Below are 20,471 nucleotides of genomic sequence, written 5' to 3'. Positions count from 1 at the left end.
CGCCGGGCCGGGAGCCCGCCACGGTCCGGGCCCGCGCCAGGCCCGGGACCCCGCCACGGCCGGGACCCGCCCCGCGCCGTCAGGTACCGCCCCTCCGGCCCACCGCCTCGACCAGCGGGAGCAGCCGGTGGGGCACCCGCTCGCGCAGGGCGATCTCGGTGCGGGTGCGGACCACCCCGGGCAGCTGGATCAGCCGCTGGATCACGTCCTCCAGATGACCGGCGTCCCGGGCCACCACCCGCGTCAGCAGGTCCCCGCCGCCGGTGATGGAGAAGGCCTCCACGATCTCCGGCACGCTCGCGAGTGCGTCGCCGACCTCGTCCAGATGTCCCTGCGTCACCTCGATGTGCACGAACGCCAGCACCGGGTGCCCGAGCGCCGCGGGCGAGAGCACCGGGCCCGTGGCCGTGATCACTCCGTCCCGCTCCAGCCGGTCGATCCGGGCCTGCACCGTGCCGCGCGCCACGCCGAGGATCCGGGCGTACTCGCGGACGCTGGTGCGCGGCTGCTCGATGAGGAGCCGCAGGATGCGGGTGTCGAGCTCGTCCACCGTCATGGTCCGTTGGCCTCCTTCTGGCCGAGGTTTCCCGTCCCCGACTGTACCAATGGCACAGTCTCCGGCCTGCCGGTTGAGCCAGTGGGCGGACGAATGCTTTCCTCTTACACGAGTTGGACGAACAATGGCGCCGCGCACGCGCCGGACCGGCAGGGTGGCCGGGTTCCGGACCCGCGGCGCCTTCGTCATGTGTACCTGCGTGTGCGTGAAGAGGGTGTGTGTTCGGAAGCGGGGGCGGAACGTCCGTCATGAAGAAGGGTCTGGTTCTCCTCGGACGGCTGCTGCGCACGATGTGCGTGGCGCCCGATCCCGGCAAGGTCCGGCTGCGGGTCTCGAGCCGCGCCGTGCTCGCCGTCGGCCTCTCCGTCGCCGCCGCCGAACTGGCCGGCCTCTCGCTCACCGCGTCCATCACCGCCGGTCTGGCCGCGCTCCTCGCCATGTTCACGGTCGCCGACCCGACCGTGCGCCGCCAGGCGGTCACGACCGCACTGCTGCCGCTCGCCGGCTTCCCGGTCCTCGCGCTGGCCACCCTGCTGCACGGCGCCCCGCTGCCGCGCGATCTCGCCTGGCTCCTGGTGGTCTTCGCCGGCGTGTACGCGCGGCGCTGGGGCCCGCGCGGGCACGCCCTCGGCATCTTCGCCTTCATGCAGTTCTTCGTGACCCAGTTCCTGCACGCGGTGCCCGCACAGCTGCCGGAACTCTTCGGCGCCGTGCTGCTCGCCCTCGGCGTGGTCGGCGCGGTCCGCTTCGTCCTCTGGTGCGTCGAGCGGCGCGTGCCGCCGCCCGCGGCGCCGGCGCCGCTGCCCGGCACCGGCCTCGACCGGCCCACCACCCGGCAGGCCTTCCAGGCCACCGCGGCCTGCGCCGTCGCCCTCGCGGCGGGCCAGATCCTGTCCCAGGAGCGCTGGTACTGGGCCGTCGGCACCGCCTGGTGGATCTTCGTCAACACCGCCTCGCGCGGCGAGACCCTCGTCCGCGGCTTCCGCCGGGTCGTCGGCACCGTCACCGGCATCGCCGCCGGACTGCTCGTCGCCCTGCCGCTCGGCGGCGCCCCGGCCCCCACGGCCGCCCTCGTGGCCGTCTGCGTCTTCGGGATCTTCTACACCGCTCCGCTCTCGTACAGCTGGATGATGTTCTTCGTGACCGTCATGGCGGGTCTCCTGTACGGCCTGCTGGGCGTCCTGCACCCGGGGCTGCTGCTGCTCCGGTTCGAGGAGACCGCCGTCGGCGCGCTCGGCGCGGCCGTCGGCGTGGCCCTGCTGCCCGTCACCACCCACGCGGCCACCAACGCCTGGATCCAGCGGGCCGTGACCTGCGTGCACGCCTGCACCACCGCGGCGGCCCGCCGGCTGGCCGGTGACCCGCACGCCGACCCGGCTGCCCACGCTGCCGAGCTCGACCTGCTGCTCGCCCGGGTGCGGCTCACCCTGGCGCCGCTCGTCCACCCGCTCAGCCCGCTGCGCGCCCGCAAGGCCCGCGCCCGCCACGTCCTGGAGCTGCTCGACGACTGCGCCCGGGCGAGCCGGGGCCTCGCCGCCGTCGCGGCCGACCCCGACGCCTCGCACGACGCCCGCCTGGCGGCCGCCGCCTGGCGCGTCGAGGACGCCGTGCACGCCCTGGTCCCGCCGACCGCCCCGGTGCGCGCCGCCGACGCCGCCGCGGCCGCGCTCCCGGCCCACCACCCCGGCGCGGAGGCCGCCCTCGGTCACCTCCACACGCTGGAGCACGCCCTCACCGCGCTGGCGACCCCGCTGCGCACGGCTCCGAGCTCCCCGCTCGTCCCCGCGGCCTGACGCACTCCCGCCCCCGCCGCCGGGAGTGCGGCCGGGTGACGGCATGCCGCGCATCCCCCCTTTGGTCTAGACCTCCTGCTAACGTCGACCCGGAGACGGCCGGTCTGCCGTGACCGGCCCCGACGGCAGGGGAGGCGCCGTGCGCGACACACGGGCGGGTCAGGCGGATCAGACGGGCGAGACGCTCCAGGCGGCCCAGGGGGCCCAGACGGCCCAGGCGGGCGGTCCGCGCCGTACGCGCGCGTTCATCGGGTCGTTCACCTCGGCGGGCGGACACGGCGTGCTCGCGGCTGACGCGGACCCCGGGAGCGGCGCGCTCACCCTCACCGGATCGAGCGACGCCGTCGCCGACCCGTCGTTCCTCGCCCTCGACGGAAACCTGCTCTACGCGGTCTCCGAGACCGAGGACGGCGCCGCCGCGGTCTTCGACGTCAGCGGCCCCCGGCCCCGGCCGCTCGCCGCGCCCGTCCCCGTCGACGCGTCGGGACCCACCCACCTCTCCGTCGCCACCGGGCACGTGCTCACCGCGAACTACACCTCGGGCAGCGTCAGCGCCCTGCCCCGCGCCGCCGACGGCACCCTCGGCCCCGTTGCCGGGCAGCTGCGGCACGAGGGCTCGGGACCGGTCGCCGACCGGCAGGAGGGCCCGCACGCCCACCAGGTCCTGACCGATCCCGGCGGCCGCTGGGTGCTGGCCGTCGACCTCGGCACGGACGCCGTCACGATCAGCGCACTCGACCCCGCCACGGGCGCACTGCGCCCCCACGGCACGACCGCGCTGCGGCCCGGCACCGGCCCGCGCCACCTCGCCTTCCACCCGGCCGGCACCCACGCGTACGTGCTGAACGAGCTGGAGCCGACCCTCACCGTCTGCCGCTGGGACGGCGAGGCGGGCGTGCTCACACCGCTCGGCGAGACCCGTGTCGTCCCCGAGGGCGCCGCCGGCCCGAGCTACCCGTCCGAGGTGGTCGCCGCTCCCGACGGACGCTTCCTGTGGGCCGCCGTGCGCGGCGACGACACCCTCGCCGTCCTCGCGCTCGACGCGGCCGGCGACACCGCCCGCCTCGTCGCCTCGGTGCCCTGCGGCGGCCGCTGGCCCCGCGACCTGACCCTCGCCCCCTCCGGAAGGCACCTGTACGCGGCGAACGAGCGTTCCGGCGACGTCACCTGGTTCACCGTGGACCCGGACACCGGCCTGCCCGGGCGCGCGGGCTCCGTCCCGGCCCCCGCCGCCTCCTGCGTCGTCTTCGGCTGATCCGGCCGGCCACCCGCGGGGACGGGCTCCACGGGGCCCCGGGGCTCAGCGCGGGGCCCCACCGGGACTGCGGGGCTCGGCGCGGGGCGCACGGGCCTGCGGGCCCCGTGCGCAACGGGAAGGGCCCGCACCGGAGCGCTCCGGTGCGGGCCCTTCCCGTCACGGTCGTGCGTCAGTTGGTGCGGCCGCTCGCCTCAGCGGGCCGGCGCGCCCGGCTGCGGGGCGATGCCCAGCGCCGACATGTACTGCGAGAGCACCAGCCGGCCGATCGCCGGGTACGCGCCCAGCGCCTCGGCCGCCGCGCAACCGGCCTCCTTCGCGGCCGCGTCGAGCAGGCCCTCGGCCAGCTCCGGGCCGATCAGGTACGGGGCGAGCGCGAGCTGCTCCGAACCGGCGCCGCGCAGCTGCTCGGCGATCGACGCGATCGAACCCTCCTGGTCCAGCGCGGCGGCCATCACGGGCACCGCGAGGCGGGCCGCGAGCAGCATGCCGGTGATGCCGGCGGCCTGCACGGCCTCCTCGCCGCCCACGGTGGCCAGGATGATGCCGTCGGCCGCCGTGGCGACCGTGAACAGCCGGGCGCGGTCGGCGCGGGCCAGACCGGCCTCGGAGAGCCGCACGTGCAGCGCCTCGGCGAGCAGCGGGTGCGGGCCGAGCACGTCGGTCAGCTCGGCGGTGTTGCCGGCGTCCATCACGGCCTGGCGGATCCGCCGGGTCAGCGCGCTGTCGGGGCCCGCGAGCAGCGGCACCACGACCGCGGCGGGGCCCTCGGGGGCGGCGACCTCGCGGCCGGCCGCCACGGCGATCTCGTAGCGCTCGGCGCGCAGCGCGTCCACGCGCGTCAGCACCGCGGCGAGGCCGGGGTACTCGGCGTCGTCGCCGTCCAGGTAGCCGATCTCGGCCTCGATGCCGGGCAGCTCCGAGCGGGCGATGCTCACGACCTCCTCGGCCAGCGAGCGTATGGCGGCCGACGGCGCGCCGGGAACGGCGAGAACCAGGGTGGGAGCGCCCTCGGGCGCCGCCACGGGTTCAGGACGGCGGTGCCGCCCGGACTGGCGCGGGCGCGGGCTTCGTACAGGCAGGCCGGGAGTGGGCCCAGTGGGGGAGCTCATGGCGCCGCATGCTACTGGTTTCGCACGCCGCCCGGTGCGCTGAGGTGCGACTGAGCGACTTCTGCCCCGCTATGTCCGAAGTGGTCGGGGAGGGTTGCTTACCTGGTGATGTGCAACAGCCGGGGATCCTCCGGCAGACGCAGCGAGCCGTCCGCGAGCGCGGCCGCGATCGTCACCGCCCCGGTCAGCGGTTCGCCCGCCGCGGGCACGTCGCGGACGTCCGGCAGCAGCGCCCCGAACTCCGCGCGCAGCGGCCCGAGCAGAGGCTCGCCCATCCGGAACAGTCCGCCCGTCAGGGCCACTTCGGCGCCCGGACCGGAGGGAACGACGGCCGTGGCCGCCTCCGCGATGTGCGCGGCGGCATGCTCCAGGACGCCCACCGCGACCGCGTCCCCGGCGGCCGCGCAGGCGGCCACCTCCGGCGCGAACGAGGCGAGTACGGCCGGCCGGTCGGTACGCGGATACAGCGCGCCCGGCAGCCCCGCCGCCGGACCGAAGCGTTCCTCGGCGCGGGCGAGCAGCGCGGCCGAGCCGCCCCGCCGTCCGTCGTACGCCCGCATCGCCGCCTCCAGACCGGCCCGCCCGATCCAGGCCCCGCTGCCGCAGTCGCCCAGCAGATGGCCCCAGCCGTCCGCCCGGCGCCAGCCGGACAGGTCGGTGCCGATCGCGATCAGGCCGGTGCCACCGGCGACGACCGCGCCCGGACGCTGCCCGAGCGCCCCCGCGTACGCGGTGACGGCGTCCGCCGCGAGCGCGAACCGCCGCACGCCCCAGGCCCGGTCGAACGCCCCGGGCAGCTCGGCCCGCAGCCGGTCGCCCAGCGTCGCCATCCCGGCCGCCCCGACGGCGACCGCGAGGACCGCCCCGCCGCCGGCCCGTTCCGTCATCGCGTCCACGGCCGGCAGCAGCCGGCCGAGCAGGTGACCGGCGTCGATGCCGCCCGAGCCGGTGGGCACCGGCTCGGGGGAGGAGACCGTCTCCACGATCCGGACCTCCCCGGCCGGACCCCGCCCCGGTCGCGCGAGCGCGACCCGCAGTCCCGAGCCGCCGGAATCCACCCCGACGACGAACGCGCGCTCCGGGGCGGTCGTCACGGCAGCTGCCAGTCCACCGGCTCGGCGCCCTGGCGGAGCAGCAGTTCGTTGGTGCGGCTGAACGGCCGCGAGCCGAAGAAGCCGCGGTCGGCGGACATCGGCGAGGGGTGCGAGGACTCGATGGCCGGCAGGTCGCCGAGCAGCGGGCGCAGATTGCGGGCGTCCCGGCCCCACAGCACCGAGACGAGCGGCTTGCCGCGCGCCGCGAGGGCCCGGATGGCCTGCTCGGTGACCGCCTCCCAGCCCTTGTCGCGGTGCGCTCCGGGCCGCCTCGGTGCCGTGGTGAGCGCCCTGTTGAGCAGCAGGACGCCCTGCCGGGTCCACGGCGTGAGGTCGCCGTTGGACGGCCGGGGCAGACCCAGGTCGGTGTGCATCTCCCGGAAGATGTTCTCCAGGCTCGGCGGCAGTGGGTGCACCTCCGGTGCCACGGAGAAGCTCAGGCCCACGGCATGGCCGGGCGTCGGATAAGGGTCCTGGCCGACGATGAGGACCCGCACCTCGTCGAAGGGCTGCTGGAACGCCCTCAGGACGTTCGCCCCCGAGGGCAGGTAGGTCCGCCCGGAGGCGATCTCCTGCCGGAGGAAGTCGCCCATCGCGGCGATGCGTTCGGCCACCGGCGCGAGCGCGTGCGCCCACCCGGCCTCGACGATTTCGTTCAACGGTCGTGCTGCCACGCCGTCACTCTACTGGCGCACACCGACAACGCCCCGTGCCGGCCGAGCCGGCCCCCCGTCGCCCCCGCACGCCCGCGGGCCGTACGGGGCCGTGCGGGAGCGGTACGGGGCGGGGTGACCGACCGGACGGGCCGGCGGACCGGCCGGCGGACCTGCCGCTCGCGGGCGTCGCTCGCTCAGCCGATCACCGCCGCCCGTACGCACAGCACGTCCGGCAGGTGCTCGGCGAGCAGCTGCCAGCTGTCCCCGTCGTCCGCGCTCGCGTACACCTCGCCGTTGCGGTTGCCGAAGTAGACGCCCGCCGGGTCGCCGTCGTCGGTGCACAGGGCGTCGCGCAGGACCGTCCCGTAGTGGTCGCCCTCGGGCAGGCCCTTGGTCAGCGGCTCCCAGGTCCCGCCCGCGTCGCTGGTCCGGTAGACCCGGCAGCGGCGTCCGGCCGGGACGCGGTCGGAGTCGGCGTTGATCGGGAAGACGTAGGCGGTGTCGGGCCGGTGCGGGTGGGCGGCGACGGCGAAGCCGAAGTCGGAGGGCAGGCCCTCGCCGATGTCGGTCCAGCGTCCGCCGCCGTCGTCGCTGCGGAACACCCCCCAGTGGTTCTGGAGGTAGAGCCGGTCCAGGTCCCCGGCGTCCTGGGCGATCTTGTGAACGCACTGCCCGAACTCCGGGGCGGGGTCCGGCAGGAACACCGCCGACACGCCGTCGTTCGACGGCGCCCAGCTCGCGCCTCCGTCACGGGAGCGGAAGACGCCGGCGGTCGACACCGCCACGGTCACGGCGTCCGGGTCGCGCCGGTCGGTGACGACGGTGTGCACGGCCTCGCCGCCACCGCCCGGAACCCACCGGTCCCGGGTGGGGTGCTCCCACAGTGGCCGTACCAGCTCGAAGGACTCCCCGCCGTCGGTGGATCTGAAGAGCGCGGCCGGCTCCGTGCCCGCGTAGACGACGTCGGGGGAGTGGGCGGGCGCGGGGTGCAGTTGCCAGACCCGCTCCAGCGAAGCCCCGGTGTCCTTCGGGAACTTCACCGCCGGCCTGGGTGGCTCGGTCCAGCCGGCGCCCAGGTCGTCGGAGTGGAAGACGGAGGGCCCCCAGTGGGAGCTGTCCCCGCCGACCAGGATTCTGGGCACCGCGCGGCGGGTGTCGATACCGATCGAGTAGATCGCCTGCGCGTTGAAGTGAGGGGCGTCGAACTCCCATCGGCCGTCTCGCCCGCGGCCGATGAAGAGCCCCTTGCGGGTGCCCACGGTCAGTAGCACGTCGGTCATGCCGACACCTCCAGGACGCCGTTGTCGCGGATAGGGGCCAGTCTGCACCCCACCACTGACAACGGCCCCCGGAGGCCGCTCCGCCCCTGGTCAGAGGCGTGTTGTACGGCTCGGCCGCAGACGAGCGGGCTCAGAACGCCCGGGCGTACTGCGGCGGGACGGCGATCTCGGCGCCCAGCTCGCGCGCCGCGCGGTACGGCCAGGAGGCGTCGCGCAGCAGCTGCCGTCCGAGCAGGACGGCGTCCGCCTCGCCGTTCGCGACGATCTTGTCGGCCTGCCCGCTCTCCGTGATCAGGCCGACGGCGGCGACGGCGAGCCCTGTCTCCTCCTTGATCCGGGCGGCGAACGGCACCTGGTAGCCGGGGGCGACCGGGATCCGGGCCGGACCGCCGTTGCCACCGGTGGACACGTCGAGCAGGTCCACGCCGTGCTCGCGCAGCAGGGCGGCGAGGCGGACGGTCTCGTCCGCGGTCCAGCCCTCCTCCTCCAGCCAGTCGGTGGCGGAGACGCGGAAGAACAGCGGCAGCTCCTCGGGCCAGACGGCGCGCACGGCGTCGACGACCTCCAGCGCGAAGCGGGCGCGGTTCTCGAAGGAACCGCCGTAGGCGTCGGTGCGCCGGTTGCTGAACGGGGAGAGGAACTGGTGGATCAGATAGCCGTGGGCGCCGTGCACCTCGACGACCTTGAACCCGGCGGCCAGCGCCCGCCGCGCCGCGTCCGCGAACTGCTCCGTGACCTCGTGGATCCGCGCGACGGTCAGCTCGGCCGGCACCGGATGCCGCTCGTCGTACGCGACCGGGCTCGGGCCGACCGGCTGCCAGCCGCCCTCGTCCGCGGCGAGCGGTGCGCCGCCCTGCCACGGCGGCGCGGTGGCGGCCTTGCGCCCGGCGTGCCCGAGCTGGATGCCCGGGACGGTGCCCTGGGCGGTCAGCAGGTCGGTGATCCGGCGCAGGCCGGGGATCTGCGCGTCGTCCCAGATGCCGAGGTCGAAGGGGCTGATCCGGCCCTCGGGGGCGATCGCGGTCGCCTCCAGCAGGATCAGTCCGGCGCCGGCGGTGGCGCGGGAGGCGTAGTGCGCGAGGTGCCAGTCGCCCGCGGCGCCCGCGCCCGGGCCCGTCGGCTCCGCCGAGTACTGGCACATCGGGGGCATCCAGACCCGGTTGGGGGCGGTGACGGACCGCAGGGTGAGGGGCTCGAAGAGGGCGGGGCTCATGACGGACTCCGTTTCGGCGTGACGGGTGCCGCCTCGGGGCGACGGTCGTACGATACTCATCGTAGTACGGCACCTGTCAAACTACGAAGAGTCTCGTACAATGGAGCTCCCCTTCCCCCAGAGCCGTGGAGCCGCAGCCGTGACGACCGCGACCAACCCCCGGATCCTGGAGCACCCCGAGCGCGAGGACATCCGCCTCGAGCCCGTGCTGCACGCCCTGTCCGACGCCGTACGGCTCAGGATCGTGCGGGACATGGCCCGCGGCGAGGGCGCCGAGTTCTCCTGCTCGCACTTCGCGCTCCCGGTCACCAAGTCGACGAGCACCCACCACTTCCGGGTCCTGCGCGAGAGCGGCGTGATCCGCCAGCTCTACCGGGGCACCACCAAGCTCAACACCCTCCGCCGCGACGACCTCGACGCCCTCTTCCCCGGCCTCCTCGACGCCGTCCTCACGGCAGCCGAGGCCCAGACCGAACGCCTGGGCGACTAGGGCGCGTTTCGCAAGGAGCGTCGTCTGCCCGAAGGGCAGGCCGGGCAGGCGGGACTTTCGACGCGCGCCCCAGAGCCTGTCCGGCCGGCCCCGCGCGCTACATCGACCGCATCCGGTCGATCTCCGCCGTCTGCTGGGCGATCACGTCGTTGGCCATCTCCTCCACCAGCACGTTGTTGCCCTGGCTCAGGACGTCCGCCGCCATCGTCACGGCACCCTCGTGATGGGCGATCATCAGGCGGAGGAACAGGGTGTCGAAGGCCTCTCCCTTCGCCGCCTCCAACTGCGCGAGCTGGGCTTCCGTGGCCATGCCCGGCATGGTGTGGTGGTCGTGGCCGGTCTGCGGCCGGGCCCCGCCGTTGGTCTTCAGCCAGCCCTCCATCGCGCCGATCTCCGGCGCCTGGGCCGCTTGGATCCGCTCCGCGACCTTGCGCACCTTGTCGGACCGGGCGCGCCGCGGCGCGAGCGCGGTCATCGTGAGGGCCTGACGGTGGTGCGTGATCATCATCTGCACGTAGGCGAAATCCGCGCTGTTGGGGCGCTCGTCCGGCATCAGCCGGGCCGCCTCCTCCGGTGACACCCGCTTCGCGGGCTCGCCCGGCCGTCCCGGAGCGACGATCCCCGGACTGCCGCCCGGACTCCCGGCCGGCGGAGCCGACGCGGCCCCTCCGGATCCGGGCCCGGACTCGCAGGCGCCGAGGGCGAGCGCGACGGCGGCGGACAGCAGTACGGCGACGGCAGCACGGGTGGCACGGCGGTTCGGCAACGCGACCTCCACAGGCACGACGGCAGTCAGTCAGTCGGTCAGTCAGTCAGGCGTTCAGTCGGTCGGTCAGGCGGTGAGCACGGGCAACTCAAGCGCATCAGTCATCACGGGGACACCGTCCATCACCCTGCCGACAGCGGCGGTCGGCCGCGGGACCGACACTTCCCCGTCGCCATCTGTTGAGATGTCCACGCTAAGGAACATACTGCCGGGGTCCATCCGTCGTTCGGCTCCGAACGAATTCAGAGAGGACTGAGTGACTTCGTGCGTACCACGAGTACCCCGCGTGCACGGATCAGAGGCCTCGGTGCGGCAACCGCCGCGGCGGGCCTGCTGATCGGTCTGCTCGCCGCAGGACCCGCGGCCGCCACCCCCGACCCGGGCGACGCGCCCCTCGGGAACAAGGTCACGGCGGAGCGGGCGGCCGACGCCCGCGCCGCCATCGCGAGCGGTGAGATACCCGGCGTGGACGAGATCGTCCACAGCGCCAACATCGAGCACCTCGTCAACATCCCCAAGGACGCCCTCAAGGGCACCAACTCCGACCTCGCCTTCCAGGGCAAGTACGCCTTCGCCGGCAACTACGACGGCTTCCGGATCTTCGACATCAGCGACCCCGCCCACCCGAAGACCGTCACCCAGGTGCTCTGCCCGGGCTCCCAGAACGACGTCTCCGTCTCGGGCGACCTGCTCTTCCTCTCCACCGACTCCTCCCGGAGCGACGACTCCTGCGCGAGCACGCCGCAGCCGGCCTCGGTGAAGGAATCCTGGGAGGGCATGAAGATCTTCGACATCAGCGACGTCGCCAACCCGAAGTACGTCGCCGCCGTCGAGACCGCCTGCGGCTCCCACACCCACACCCTCGTGCCCCAGCGCAAGGACGTGTACGTCTACGTCTCCTCGTACTCGCCCAACGCCGCCTTCCCGGACTGCCGGCCTCCGCACGACGGCATCTCGGTCATCAAGGTGCCGCGCAAGGCGCCCGAGCTGGCCAGAGTCGTCGGCTTCCCGGTGCTCTTCCCCGGTGACGGCCCGGACGGCGGAGGCAACCCCGGCGGGCCCACCAATCCGGGCGTCTCCAAGACCACCGGCTGCCACGACATCACCGTGCTCCCGGGCAAGGACCTGGCCGCCGGCGCCTGCATGGGCGACGGCATCCTCTTCGACATCAGGAACCCGGAACAGCCCCGAGTGATCGACCGGGTCCAGGACAACGTCAACTTCGCCTTCTGGCACTCCGCGACCTTCAACCAGAAGGCCGACAAGGTCGTCTTCACCGACGAGCTGGGCGGCGGCGGCGCGGCCACCTGCAACGCGGCCGTCGGACCCCACCGCGGCGCGGACGGCATCTACGACATCAAGGGCAAGGGCGACCGGCGCAAGCTGGTCTTCCGCAGCTACTTCAAGATCCCGCGCCACCAGGCCGACACCGAGAACTGTGTCGCCCACAACGGCTCGCTGATCCCGGTCAAGGGCAAGGACATCATGGTCCAGGCCTGGTACCAGGGCGGCGTCTCCGTCTGGGACTTCACCGACTCCAGCCGGCCGAAGGAGATCGCGTACTTCGAGCGCGGCCCGATCTCCGACACCACGCTCGTCGGCGGCGGTTCCTGGTCCGCCTACTACTACAACGGCTTCATCTACTCGAACGACCTGGTCAAGGGCTTCGACGTGCTGAAGCTCAGCGACAAGCGCACCGACAAGGCGAAGCGGATCCGGATGGACGAGCTCAACGTCCAGACCCAGCCGGACTACTTCGAGGACTTCGACGACTGACCTGACGACCGATCGGACGACCGACCGGACGACCGTCCGGACGGCGGATCCGACGACTGACGCGGCAGCCGGTCCGGCAGGACCGCACGGTCCCGTGACGTCGCGGACAGCACCGGCGTGCCGTCGGGCGGACCTCCGTCCGGCGGCACGCCCTGCTCCCAGTCCAGCCCGTACCGCAGGAACAGCTCGGCCCGCAGCCGGGCCCGCGGCATCGCCGCCCCCGGCAGCAGCTGCGCGAACACCGCGCCCATGAGCAGCGCCCGCAGCAGCGGATAGTCCGCGTCCACGTCGGCGGAGCCATAGCGGACCACCGTGTCGCGCAGCAGCGCGGCGAGCCGCTGCTGCTCCGGGCACTGCACGAAGCCCTCGGCCTGCAGGATGCCCGCCATGTGGGTCCGCATGAGGACCGGCCGCTCCTCGGCGAGGCCGAGGATCGCGTCGATCGCACGGGCGAGCCGCTCCCGGCCGTCCTCCGTGCGCGGCTCGCGCTCCAGCGCCGCCTCCAGCGTGCGGTGCATCAGCCGGTGCACCGCGGACTGGAGCAGCTGGCGCTTGCCGGGGAAGTAGTACGAGACCAGCCCGCGCGCCGAACCGGCCCGCTGGGCGATGTCCCCGAGGGTCGTGGCCTCGTAGCCGCGCTCGGAGACCAGCTCCACGGTGGCCGCCAGGATCCGCTCGCGGGAACGCCGCCGGAGCTCTTCATTGACCGATGCGCTACGCGGGGACATCCTGGACTCCTGCGTTGACTGGCTTCCAGCCAATATACTCAGCGCGTCCTGCCGTCGCGCCCTCGTGGCCGTGGGCGGGATCGGCCGTCTGTTCTGGGCGACGCGGGGGATCGTCCAGAACAGGCGGCTTCATGTCGTCTCTCCCATTCTGCCTCCGGGGTCCTTTCTGTCGGCCGACGTCGTCCGGGTGGCCATCCGCCGGTACGTGACGATCGCCACGGCCACGCAGCACCAGCCCAGCAGCCAGCCGGCCAGGACGTCCGAGGGCCAGTGGACGCCCAGGTAGACCCGGGTCCAGCCGACCCCGAGCACCGACACCACGGCCAGCCCGGTGAGCATGCCCCAGCCTCGCCATCCCTCACGCCAGTGCAGCGCGAGCACCCAGAGCAGCAGCCCGCACCCGACCGCCGCCGTCATGGCGTGGCCGGACGGGAAGGACGCGAAGGGCGCCGAGTCCACGGGGTCGGGCCAGCCGGGCCGGTCCCGGCCCGTCAGCGCCTTCAGGCCCTGCTGCACGCCCCAGGCGGTCAGCACGGTGGCGGCCACCCACAGCGCCAGCAGGCGTTCACGGCGCCACCACAGAACCACGACGGCGACGGTGACGAGCGCGCGCCAGGTGGCCGGGTCCCAGACCCAGTCGCTCAGGATCCGGTTCAGCCGGGTCACGCCGGGCTCGGCGACCGCGCTGCGGTGCAGCGCCTCCGCCACGTCCCGGTCGAACGACAGCAGCGGCGGCCATCCCGCGGCCACCAGCACGAGCAGCAGCACGGCGAGTGCCCCGGACACCACGGCGGAGATGCGCATGGGCCGATCCTGCCCGACCGCGTCTCGCCGCCGTGCGTCAGGGGCTTGGTGTCGGCACGGCCTGTCCGGCCGCATCCGCCGGCGGGCGGCCCTACGGGAGCGCGGTCAGCGCGGGGACGAACGCCACCAGGACCGGGACCACCGGGACCAGCGCCGCCGCGGCCGTCAACCGCAGCCGGCGGGCCGCGGTCAGCCGCGGAGCGGCGCCGAGCAGCCGGTTCACCCGTTGCGGGAGGGCCGCGTCCGGTGCCGGGCCCGGGCCGAACACCCCGCGGTCCTCGTTGAGTTCGACCAGCGCGAGCGCCACCGTGAGCCGCCCGAAGCGGCGCGAGGCCACGTCGTCCGCCGCCAGCTCCACCAGCCGGTGCATCTCGCCCCGGAAGGCCGCGAACACCGGCACGCCCGGGAACCCGCCCGCGAGCGCCGCCGAGCAGTGCAGCAGCCAGTCGTGCCGCGCCCGGGCGTGCCCCTGCTCGTGCGCGAGCAGGGCGTCCAGCTGGCGGCCCTTCAGCCGGCGCAGCGCGGCCGTCGTGACGACCAGGCGCGGAGCGCCGCCGGGCAGCCACCACGCGTCCGGGCGCTCGCCCTCCAGCACCACCAGGCGCGAGCTGCCCGAGGGCTTCTCCCCGGGCAACAACGGCGCGCGCACGAGGAGTTCGCAGCGACGGCGCCTGCGCCGGGCCCGTGCGCGACCGATCTCCCGGCCCAGCATCGCCCCGGTCCACAGCCCGCCGGCCGCGAGCGCCACGGCGAGCGCGGCCGACCACGGGCCGTGCGTGCCCAGCTCGTACGCGTCGATCACCGCGCGCGGCGCGGGGGCGAAGACCTGTCCGCGCACCGCCTGCCAGGCCGCCGCCGCGCTGAACGTCATCGACAGCGCGAAGCTCAGCAGCACCGCGGCCACGACGCACTGCCAGACCCACAGCGCCACGACGGGTTCCCGCTCCGCCCAGTCGGCCCGCGCCAGAAGGCGCGGGGCGGCCACTGCGGTCAGGACGCCGAGCGCGAGCAGCGCGAGGGAGACCAACATGGCGTCAGCCTATGAGCGTGCCACCGGACCGGGGTATGCCCGCGCGGATCAAGTGACACACGCCACGGTTTGATCCCACCCCACGGGCCCCTCAGAGTGTGAGGAGCATCGCCAGCATCGCGAGCGCCATGGACAGCCGGCACACCAGCGTCAGCTCGGCCGCGACCGCCACGGCGGCGGTGGCCCGCGCCGCGGTTCCCGCGGGTACGGCCGCCGGCACCAGCCGCGCGCCCGAACGCAGCACGTACACCCCGTAGTAGGCGAGCAGCACCCCGGTCAGCACGGGTATGCCGCCGCCGGCGGCCACACCGGCGTGCCCTCCGTGTTCTCCGTGCCCTCCGGGCGCGGCGGCCATCGCCACCGCCATGTAGACCATCGCCAGCGAGCCGACCAGGTGGTGCACATGGTGCCCGCCGTGCCGCACCGCGCATCCGAGCGCGTACAGCGCCGCGATCCCGAACACTCCCGCGTACAGCGCCCAGCTCCACTCCGGTGGGCTGAGCACCGCGGCGGGCAGCGCCATCGCGGCCATCCCGAAGCCCATCACGGCCTCGCCGCCGGCCGCCCGGCGCTCCGCACCCGTGTCTCCGCGCATGCGCAGCAGGCAGTACGACCCGCTCGCCGCGCACAGCGCGACGAGCAACCATCCGGACAGAGCCGGCCCGTGCACGCCGAACACCCCCCTCCTCGCGGTCCCGACCCGGAGGGCATGCCCGTCCGTCCGTGCACCCACGCGGGCGCCGGGACGCGCACGGGTGTACGAGGGGGGAGTGCGGGGAGCGCGTTAGGCTCGTGGGCGATCGCGCACGCCGATCACCAGCGCCCGAGGGGAGACCCACACCATGGACACCGCCGCGCCCCGGACCTCCGGCCCGATCACGTACCGGGAGGCATCCCTGGACGACGTCCCGGTGCTCGTGCCGCTCGTCGAGTCCGCGTACCGGGGCGACTCCAGCCGGGCCGGCTGGACCACCGAGGCGGACATCCTCGAAGGGCAGCGCACGGACGCCGAGGGCGTCGCCGCGGTCATCACCACGCCCGGCAGCCGGCTGCTGGTTGTCGAGCGGGACGGCGCGATCATCGCCTGCTGCCAGCTGGAACACCGCGGCGAGGCCGCCTACTTCGGCATGTTCGCGGTCCGCCCCGAGCTCCAGGGCGCCGGTCTCGGCCGGCAGGTCATCGCCGAGGCCGAGCGCCGGGTGCGGGAGCTGTGGGACGTGCGCGAGATGCACATGACGGTGATCTCGGTGCGCGAGGAGCTGATCGCCTGGTACGAGCGTCGCGGCTACCGCCGTACGGGCCGGATGACGCCGTTCCCGTACGGCGACGAGCGCTTCGGCGTGCCGCAGCGCGATGACCTGCGGTTCGAGCTCCTGGTGAAAGAGCTCGTCTGACAGCGGAGCACCTCCGCCCGCCCCGCCCCTCTGAGGCCCCGCGCCTCTGAGGCCCCGGGCCCCCAGGCCCCCCGGGCCCCCCGGGCCCCCCAGGCCCCCCAGGCCCCCCAGGCCCCGCAGGCGGCCCCAGACCCCTCAGGTCACAGACCCCTCGGGTCACAGGCCCCTCCGGCCTCGCCTGCCCCTCAGGCCGTGAAGCGGCCCGTGCGGCGGATCTCCGGGCGGTCGGTGGTCGCCCCGTCGAGACGCAGGGCGCGCGCCAGCCGCAGGTCGTCCTGGGTGTTCACCACCCAGCCGACGACCTTCAGGCCGGCCGTGTGCGCCCGTTCGACGGTGTGCAGCGTGAGGTGCCGTACGTTCAGGACGAGCGCCCCCGCGCCCACCGCGAGCGCCCGCTCCACCACGTCGTCCTGCCGCCGGTCCGCGACCAGCGCGGTCCGGACTCCCGGCACGAGGCCACGGATCTCCGCGAGCGCCTCGTCGTGGAAGGACAGCACCTCCACGCGCCCGGTCAGATCACGCTCGTTGAGCACCGCGGCGAGCGCGCGGGCCGCGGCGACGTCCTTGATCTCGGCCTGGAGCGGGGCCCGTACCGCGGCCAGGACCTCCTCGAAGACGGGGACGCGCTCCCCGTCGCCCGCGTCGAGTTCCCTCAGCTCCGTGAGCGTCTTGCCGGCGATCGGACCGGCGCCGTCCGTGGTGCGGTCGACGTCGGCGTCGTGCATGACGACGAGCGCGCCGTCCTTGCTGAGGTGGAGGTCGAGTTCGATGGCGTCCATGCCGGCCCGCTCGGCGAGGACGAAGGAGCGCAGCGTGTTCTCGGGCGCGACACCCATGACCCCGCGGTGACCGATGGTGAGGAAACTCAAGATCTTCTCGCTTCCGTCGAAGTCCGGCCCCGGTCGCGCCGGGCGCCGGTCGGCTCCTGGCGCAGCCTAACCGTTGGGGACGAAACGGGAAGCGGACGCGCGGAACCCCGCATTTCTCGGCCCTTCCCCGCACTGGACAGGAAGATTCACTGCGTAACCCGGGGTTTCGCAGGAGAATTTCCCCTCCCCCTCTTGTGGGAGTGATCCGTACGGAGCTACCGTGTCGGTACGCAAGGTTCTCCTGTGGAGGAAGAGGAATGACGGAAATTCTTGTGCAGGACATGACCGGTGGGGGAATAGCCGCCGACACCCCGGTGATCGACCACCCCTCGTGGCCCGAGCTCAAGAATGCCGTGGAGGAGCTCCGCCCCTGGCAGAGCGCCGACGGCTCGATCGACTTCGCGGCCGAGGGCGCCCCGAGCCGTGACCACGCCGAGCGGACCGTCGAGCGCGTCGTCGCCGCGGTCGAGCAGCTCTCCCCGCTGCTCCCGCACGACGCCGACTACCACCGCGCGCTCGTCGCCGACCTGCGCAAGTGGGCCAAGGGCGGCTTCGAGGTCCCGGACTTCCTCGACGCGCTGATGGCCTTCCACCCGGCGGCCGACCGCCGTGACGGGCTCCAGCACCTCGTCGTCTTCCCGATGTACACCCAGAACGGCAACCCGAACCGCAACCTCGAAGCGGTCGTGCTGCGCATGGTGTGGCCGGAGTGGCTCGCCGAGCTGGAGGCCACCCGCTACGACAACCCGCTGTTCTGCGGCATCACCTTCGAGGACTTCACGGCCGGCTACGACACCCACTCGGCCGTCCTCTTCCCGGAGACCATCGCCGTCCGCGAGGCCCCCGAGCGCTTCACCTGGGGCGGCATCTTCTGCGACCGCGAGGCCGCGCGCTTCCGCAAGGTCACCGAGGCTTCCGTCGACATCCTGGGCATCGAGCTGCCCGAGGACATCGCCGCCATGGTCGAGGACCAGGAGCGCTGCGAGAAGGCCTTCGTCCTGTGGGACATGGTCCACGACCGCACCCACAGCCACGGCGACCTGCCGTTCGACCCCTTCATGATCAAGCAGCGTCAGCCGTTCTGGATGTACGGCCTGGAGGAGCTGCGCTGCGACCTCACCGCCTTCAAGGAGGCCGTGAAGCTGGAGGCCGAGGGCAACTCGCACGGCCGTGACGTGCAGTACGCGGTGCTCTTCGACCGCATGTTCCGCTTCCCGGTCTCCGGTGACCGCAACCGCAACTACGACGGTCTCGGCGGCCAGCTGCTCTTCGCGTACCTGCACAAGCACGACGTGGTGCGCTGGACCGACAACAAGCTGAAGATCGACTGGGACCGCGCCCCCGAGGTCACCAACCAGCTCTGCGGCGAGATCGAGCAGCTGTACCGCGACGGCATCGACCGCCCCAAGCTCGTCCACTGGTTCAAGGCGTACGAGCTGGTCTCCACCTACCTCGCTCCGCACCCGGGCTCCACCTGGGCCAAGGGCCCCGACGCCCTCGACCTCACGCAGCCGCCGCGCAAGCTCGTGGACGACGTGCTTCCGGACGAGTTTCCGCTCAGCATGTTCTATGAGGCCCTGGCCAAGAAGCTCAAGGGCGTGATCGCCTCCGCCAAGGGCATCACCCCCGCGACCGCCGCCCGTACCGAGCGGGCCGCCGCGTGACCGACACGGCACAGGGCACCGGTGACGCCGCGCCGGACGGAGCGGCAGAGACGAGCGAGCAGGAGGCGAAGACCATGATCGGTAACGGCGGAACGCTGGACGGAGCCGTCATCGCGGTCGCGGGCGCGGCCGGTCCGGCCGGCCGGGCGACCCTGCTCCGCCTCGCCGAGGCGGGCGCGACCGTGGTCGCCTCCGACGCCGACCCGGCGCGGCTCGTCGAGGCCGTCGACGCCGCCCGCTACGCGCACGGCGGCGCCACGGTCACCGGTGACACCGTCGATCTCCTCGACCTGGCCGCCACCCGCGAGTGGGCCGAGAAGACCGAGAAGGAGTTCGGCCGGATCGACGGCCTGGTGCACCTCGTCGGAGGCTGGCGCGGCGCGCCCTCCTTCGCCGAGGCCGACCCCAAGGACTGGGACTTCCTGGAGAAGCTGCTGATCCGCACGGTGCAGCACACCTCCATCGCCTTCCATGACGGTCTGCTGCGCAGCGGCGGCCGCGGCCGGTACGCCCTGATCAGCCAGGTCGGCGCCCACAAGCCGGTGGCCAACAACGCCGCGTACAACGCGGGCAAGGCCGCCGCCGAGGCATGGACCCTCGCCATGGCGGACTCGTTCCGCAAGGCGGGGGGCGAGGAAGGCCCGCAGGCGGCGGCTGCCATCCTGGTGATCAAGGCACTGGTGCACGACGCGATGCGCGCGGAGCGCCCCAATGCGAAGTTCGCGGGCTTCACCGACGTCAAGGACCTGGCCGACGCCATCGCCGGACTGTGGGACCGGCCCGCCGAGGAAGTGAATGGACAGCGCCTGTGGCTGACCCCCAAGCCCTGACCGCGGCCCTGGGCTCCAGGACCGACGCCCGTCGTCACCACGACCCGTCGGTCCGCGGCTTCGCCAGCGACAACTACGCCGGAGTCCACCCGGAGGTCCTCGCGGCCATCGCCCTCGCCAACGGCGGCCACCAGGTCGCCTACGGCGAGGACCAGTACACCGACCACCTGCAGCGCGTCATGCACAGCCACTTCGGCCCCATGGCCGAGGCGTTCCCGGTCTTCAACGGGACCGGGGCCAACGTGACCGCCCTCCAGGCCCTGACCGACCGCTGGGGCGCCGTGATCTGCGCCGAGTCCGCGCACATCAACGTGGACGAGGGCGGCGCGCCCGAGCGGATGGGCGGCCTGAAGCTGCTCACCGTGCCCACCCCGGACGGCAAGCTCACCCCCGAGCTGATCGACCGGCAGGCCTGGGGCTGGGAGGACGAGCACCGGGCGATGCCGCAGGTCGTCTCGATCACCCAGAACACCGAGCTCGGCACCGTGTACACGGTGGAGGAGATCCGGGCCATCGTGGAGCACGCCCACTCCAAGGGCATGAAGGTGCACCTCGACGGCGCCCGGATAGCCAACGCGGCCGCCTCGCTCGACGTCCCGATGCGGGCGTTCACCAACGCGGTGGGCGTCGACGTCATCTCGTACGGCGGGACGAAGAACGGCATGCTCTTCGGCGAGGCCGTGGTCGTCCTCAACCCGGACGCGGTCAGCCACATGAAGCACCTGCGCAAGCTGTCCATGCAGCTGGCCTCGAAGATGCGCTTCGTGTCGGTCCAGCTGGAGGCCCTGCTCAGCCGGGACCTGTGGCTGCGCAACGCCCGGCACGCCAATGCCATGGCCCAGCGCCTCGCCGACGGCGTGCGCGGTGTGGACGGGGTGGAGATCCTCTACCCGGTCCAGGCGAACGCGGTCTTCGCGCGGCTCCCGCACGAGGTCAGCAGGCGGCTGCAGGAACGCTTCCGCTTCTACTTCTGGGACGAGGCGGCCGGCGACGTGCGCTGGATGTGCTCCTTCGACACCACGGAGGACGACGTGGACGCCTTCCTCCAGGCGCTGAAGGAAGAGATGGCGCGCTAGCTGTACTGCCCTGTGAGGTTGGGGACGCGGCTGGCGGGTGGTTTGCCCTTCAGCGCGGTGTGTCCGCGGTGGTGATTGTAGGTGT

General features: G+C 73.6%; 20 protein-coding genes. 8 read left to right on the top strand and 12 right to left on the bottom strand.

Annotated features, from left to right (window positions below; genetic code table 11):
• Positions 1-79 precede the first annotated feature (79 nt).
• Positions 80-556: an Lrp/AsnC family transcriptional regulator gene (locus ESG85_RS07055; protein WP_128977168.1), complete on the bottom strand. Its 477-nt coding sequence runs from the start codon at positions 554-556 to the stop codon at positions 80-82.
• 248 nt (positions 557-804) lie between these two features.
• Here ESG85_RS07055 and ESG85_RS07050 point away from each other — a divergent pair, with 248 nt between their 5' ends.
• Together ESG85_RS07050 and ESG85_RS07045 are read left to right on the top strand one after the other, a co-directional pair.
• Complete coding sequence (locus ESG85_RS07050; RefSeq protein WP_246094858.1) at positions 805-2,349, top strand: FUSC family protein; 1,545 nt, start codon at positions 805-807, stop codon at positions 2,347-2,349.
• Positions 2,350-2,596: 247 nt separating this feature from the next.
• Positions 2,597-3,604, top strand: coding sequence for a lactonase family protein (locus ESG85_RS07045; RefSeq protein ID WP_246094859.1), 1,008 nt, complete (start codon positions 2,597-2,599; stop codon positions 3,602-3,604).
• 194 nt (positions 3,605-3,798) lie between these two features.
• On the opposite strand, the gene ESG85_RS07040 is transcribed toward ESG85_RS07045, so the two are convergent.
• From ESG85_RS07040 to ESG85_RS07020, 5 genes are all read right to left on the bottom strand, one after another.
• Complete coding sequence (locus tag ESG85_RS07040) at positions 3,799-4,716, bottom strand: sirohydrochlorin chelatase (RefSeq protein ID WP_128977166.1); 918 nt, start codon at positions 4,714-4,716, stop codon at positions 3,799-3,801.
• A 98-nt stretch (positions 4,717-4,814) separates the two neighbouring features.
• Positions 4,815-5,810 (bottom strand): BadF/BadG/BcrA/BcrD ATPase family protein, encoded by a 996-nt coding sequence (locus tag ESG85_RS07035; protein WP_246094857.1) that lies wholly within the window; start codon positions 5,808-5,810, stop codon positions 4,815-4,817.
• Positions 5,807-6,484, bottom strand: coding sequence for a uracil-DNA glycosylase (locus tag ESG85_RS07030; protein ID WP_128977165.1), 678 nt, complete (start codon positions 6,482-6,484; stop codon positions 5,807-5,809). Before ESG85_RS07030 ends, ESG85_RS07035 begins: the two co-directional genes overlap by 4 nt.
• A gap of 176 nt (positions 6,485-6,660) precedes the next feature.
• A complete protein-coding gene (locus tag ESG85_RS07025) occupies positions 6,661-7,746 on the bottom strand; it encodes a WD40/YVTN/BNR-like repeat-containing protein (protein WP_128977164.1) in 1,086 nt (361 codons plus the stop codon).
• A 130-nt stretch (positions 7,747-7,876) separates the two neighbouring features.
• The gene (locus ESG85_RS07020; protein WP_128977163.1) at positions 7,877-8,959 is read right to left on the bottom strand and encodes an NADH:flavin oxidoreductase/NADH oxidase; all 1,083 of its coding nucleotides are present in this window, start codon (positions 8,957-8,959) and stop codon (positions 7,877-7,879) included.
• A 139-nt stretch (positions 8,960-9,098) separates the two neighbouring features.
• Between ESG85_RS07020 and ESG85_RS07015 the strand changes: the two genes are divergently transcribed.
• Positions 9,099-9,449 carry an ArsR/SmtB family transcription factor gene (locus ESG85_RS07015; protein ID WP_246094856.1) on the top strand — a complete coding sequence of 117 codons (351 nt, stop codon included), beginning with the start codon at positions 9,099-9,101 and terminating at the stop codon, positions 9,447-9,449.
• 97 nt (positions 9,450-9,546) lie between these two features.
• Here the strand turns inward: ESG85_RS07015 and ESG85_RS07010 are convergent, their stop codons facing one another.
• On the bottom strand, positions 9,547-10,215 hold the full coding sequence (locus ESG85_RS07010) for a DUF305 domain-containing protein (RefSeq protein ID WP_128977161.1): 669 nt from the start codon (positions 10,213-10,215) through the stop codon (positions 9,547-9,549).
• Positions 10,216-10,479: 264 nt separating this feature from the next.
• On the opposite strand from ESG85_RS07010, the gene ESG85_RS07005 reads away from it, so the two are divergent.
• The gene (locus tag ESG85_RS07005; RefSeq protein ID WP_128977160.1) at positions 10,480-11,991 is read left to right on the top strand and encodes an LVIVD repeat-containing protein; all 1,512 of its coding nucleotides are present in this window, start codon (positions 10,480-10,482) and stop codon (positions 11,989-11,991) included.
• On the opposite strand, the gene ESG85_RS07000 is transcribed toward ESG85_RS07005, so the two are convergent.
• The 4 genes from ESG85_RS07000 to ESG85_RS06985 all read right to left on the bottom strand — a co-directional run bounded on the left by ESG85_RS07000 (position 11,967) and on the right by ESG85_RS06985 (position 15,223).
• Complete coding sequence (locus tag ESG85_RS07000) at positions 11,967-12,719, bottom strand: TetR/AcrR family transcriptional regulator (RefSeq protein WP_128977159.1); 753 nt, start codon at positions 12,717-12,719, stop codon at positions 11,967-11,969. The genes ESG85_RS07005 and ESG85_RS07000 overlap by 25 nt on opposite strands.
• 129 nt (positions 12,720-12,848) lie before the next feature.
• Positions 12,849-13,523 (bottom strand): phosphatase PAP2 family protein, encoded by a 675-nt coding sequence (locus ESG85_RS06995; protein ID WP_128977158.1) that lies wholly within the window; start codon positions 13,521-13,523, stop codon positions 12,849-12,851.
• 91 nt (positions 13,524-13,614) lie between these two features.
• On the bottom strand, positions 13,615-14,553 hold the full coding sequence (locus ESG85_RS06990) for a M56 family metallopeptidase (RefSeq protein WP_128977157.1): 939 nt from the start codon (positions 14,551-14,553) through the stop codon (positions 13,615-13,617).
• A gap of 91 nt (positions 14,554-14,644) precedes the next feature.
• A complete protein-coding gene (locus ESG85_RS06985) occupies positions 14,645-15,223 on the bottom strand; it encodes a DUF5134 domain-containing protein (protein ID WP_128977156.1) in 579 nt (192 codons plus the stop codon).
• Positions 15,224-15,395: 172 nt separating this feature from the next.
• Here ESG85_RS06985 and ESG85_RS06980 point away from each other — a divergent pair, with 172 nt between their 5' ends.
• Positions 15,396-15,947, top strand: a complete 552-nt coding sequence (locus ESG85_RS06980; RefSeq protein ID WP_128977155.1) for a GNAT family N-acetyltransferase — start codon at positions 15,396-15,398, stop codon at positions 15,945-15,947.
• Positions 15,948-16,132: 185 nt separating this feature from the next.
• On the opposite strand, the gene ESG85_RS06970 is transcribed toward ESG85_RS06980, so the two are convergent.
• Positions 16,133-16,816 (bottom strand): glycerophosphodiester phosphodiesterase, encoded by a 684-nt coding sequence (locus tag ESG85_RS06970; RefSeq protein ID WP_128977154.1) that lies wholly within the window; start codon positions 16,814-16,816, stop codon positions 16,133-16,135.
• A 257-nt stretch (positions 16,817-17,073) separates the two neighbouring features.
• Here ESG85_RS06970 and ESG85_RS06965 point away from each other — a divergent pair, with 257 nt between their 5' ends.
• The 3 genes from ESG85_RS06965 to ESG85_RS06955 all read left to right on the top strand — a co-directional run bounded on the left by ESG85_RS06965 (position 17,074) and on the right by ESG85_RS06955 (position 20,386).
• Positions 17,074-18,480 (top strand): DUF6421 family protein, encoded by a 1,407-nt coding sequence (locus ESG85_RS06965; RefSeq protein WP_128977153.1) that lies wholly within the window; start codon positions 17,074-17,076, stop codon positions 18,478-18,480.
• Between the two features lie 74 nt (positions 18,481-18,554).
• Positions 18,555-19,310 (top strand): SDR family oxidoreductase, encoded by a 756-nt coding sequence (locus ESG85_RS06960; RefSeq protein WP_128977170.1) that lies wholly within the window; start codon positions 18,555-18,557, stop codon positions 19,308-19,310.
• Positions 19,307-20,386, top strand: a complete 1,080-nt coding sequence (locus tag ESG85_RS06955; protein WP_181018983.1) for a threonine aldolase family protein — start codon at positions 19,307-19,309, stop codon at positions 20,384-20,386. Before ESG85_RS06960 ends, ESG85_RS06955 begins: the two co-directional genes overlap by 4 nt.
• The last annotated feature ends 85 nt before the right edge of the window (positions 20,387-20,471 follow it).

The organism is Streptomyces roseicoloratus, assembly GCF_004117935.1.
In the GTDB taxonomy this organism is placed as follows: domain Bacteria; phylum Actinomycetota; class Actinomycetes; order Streptomycetales; family Streptomycetaceae; genus Streptomyces; species Streptomyces roseicoloratus.
Note: the sequence above shows the minus strand (reverse complement) of the source record. Positions and strands in the feature narration are given on the sequence as shown.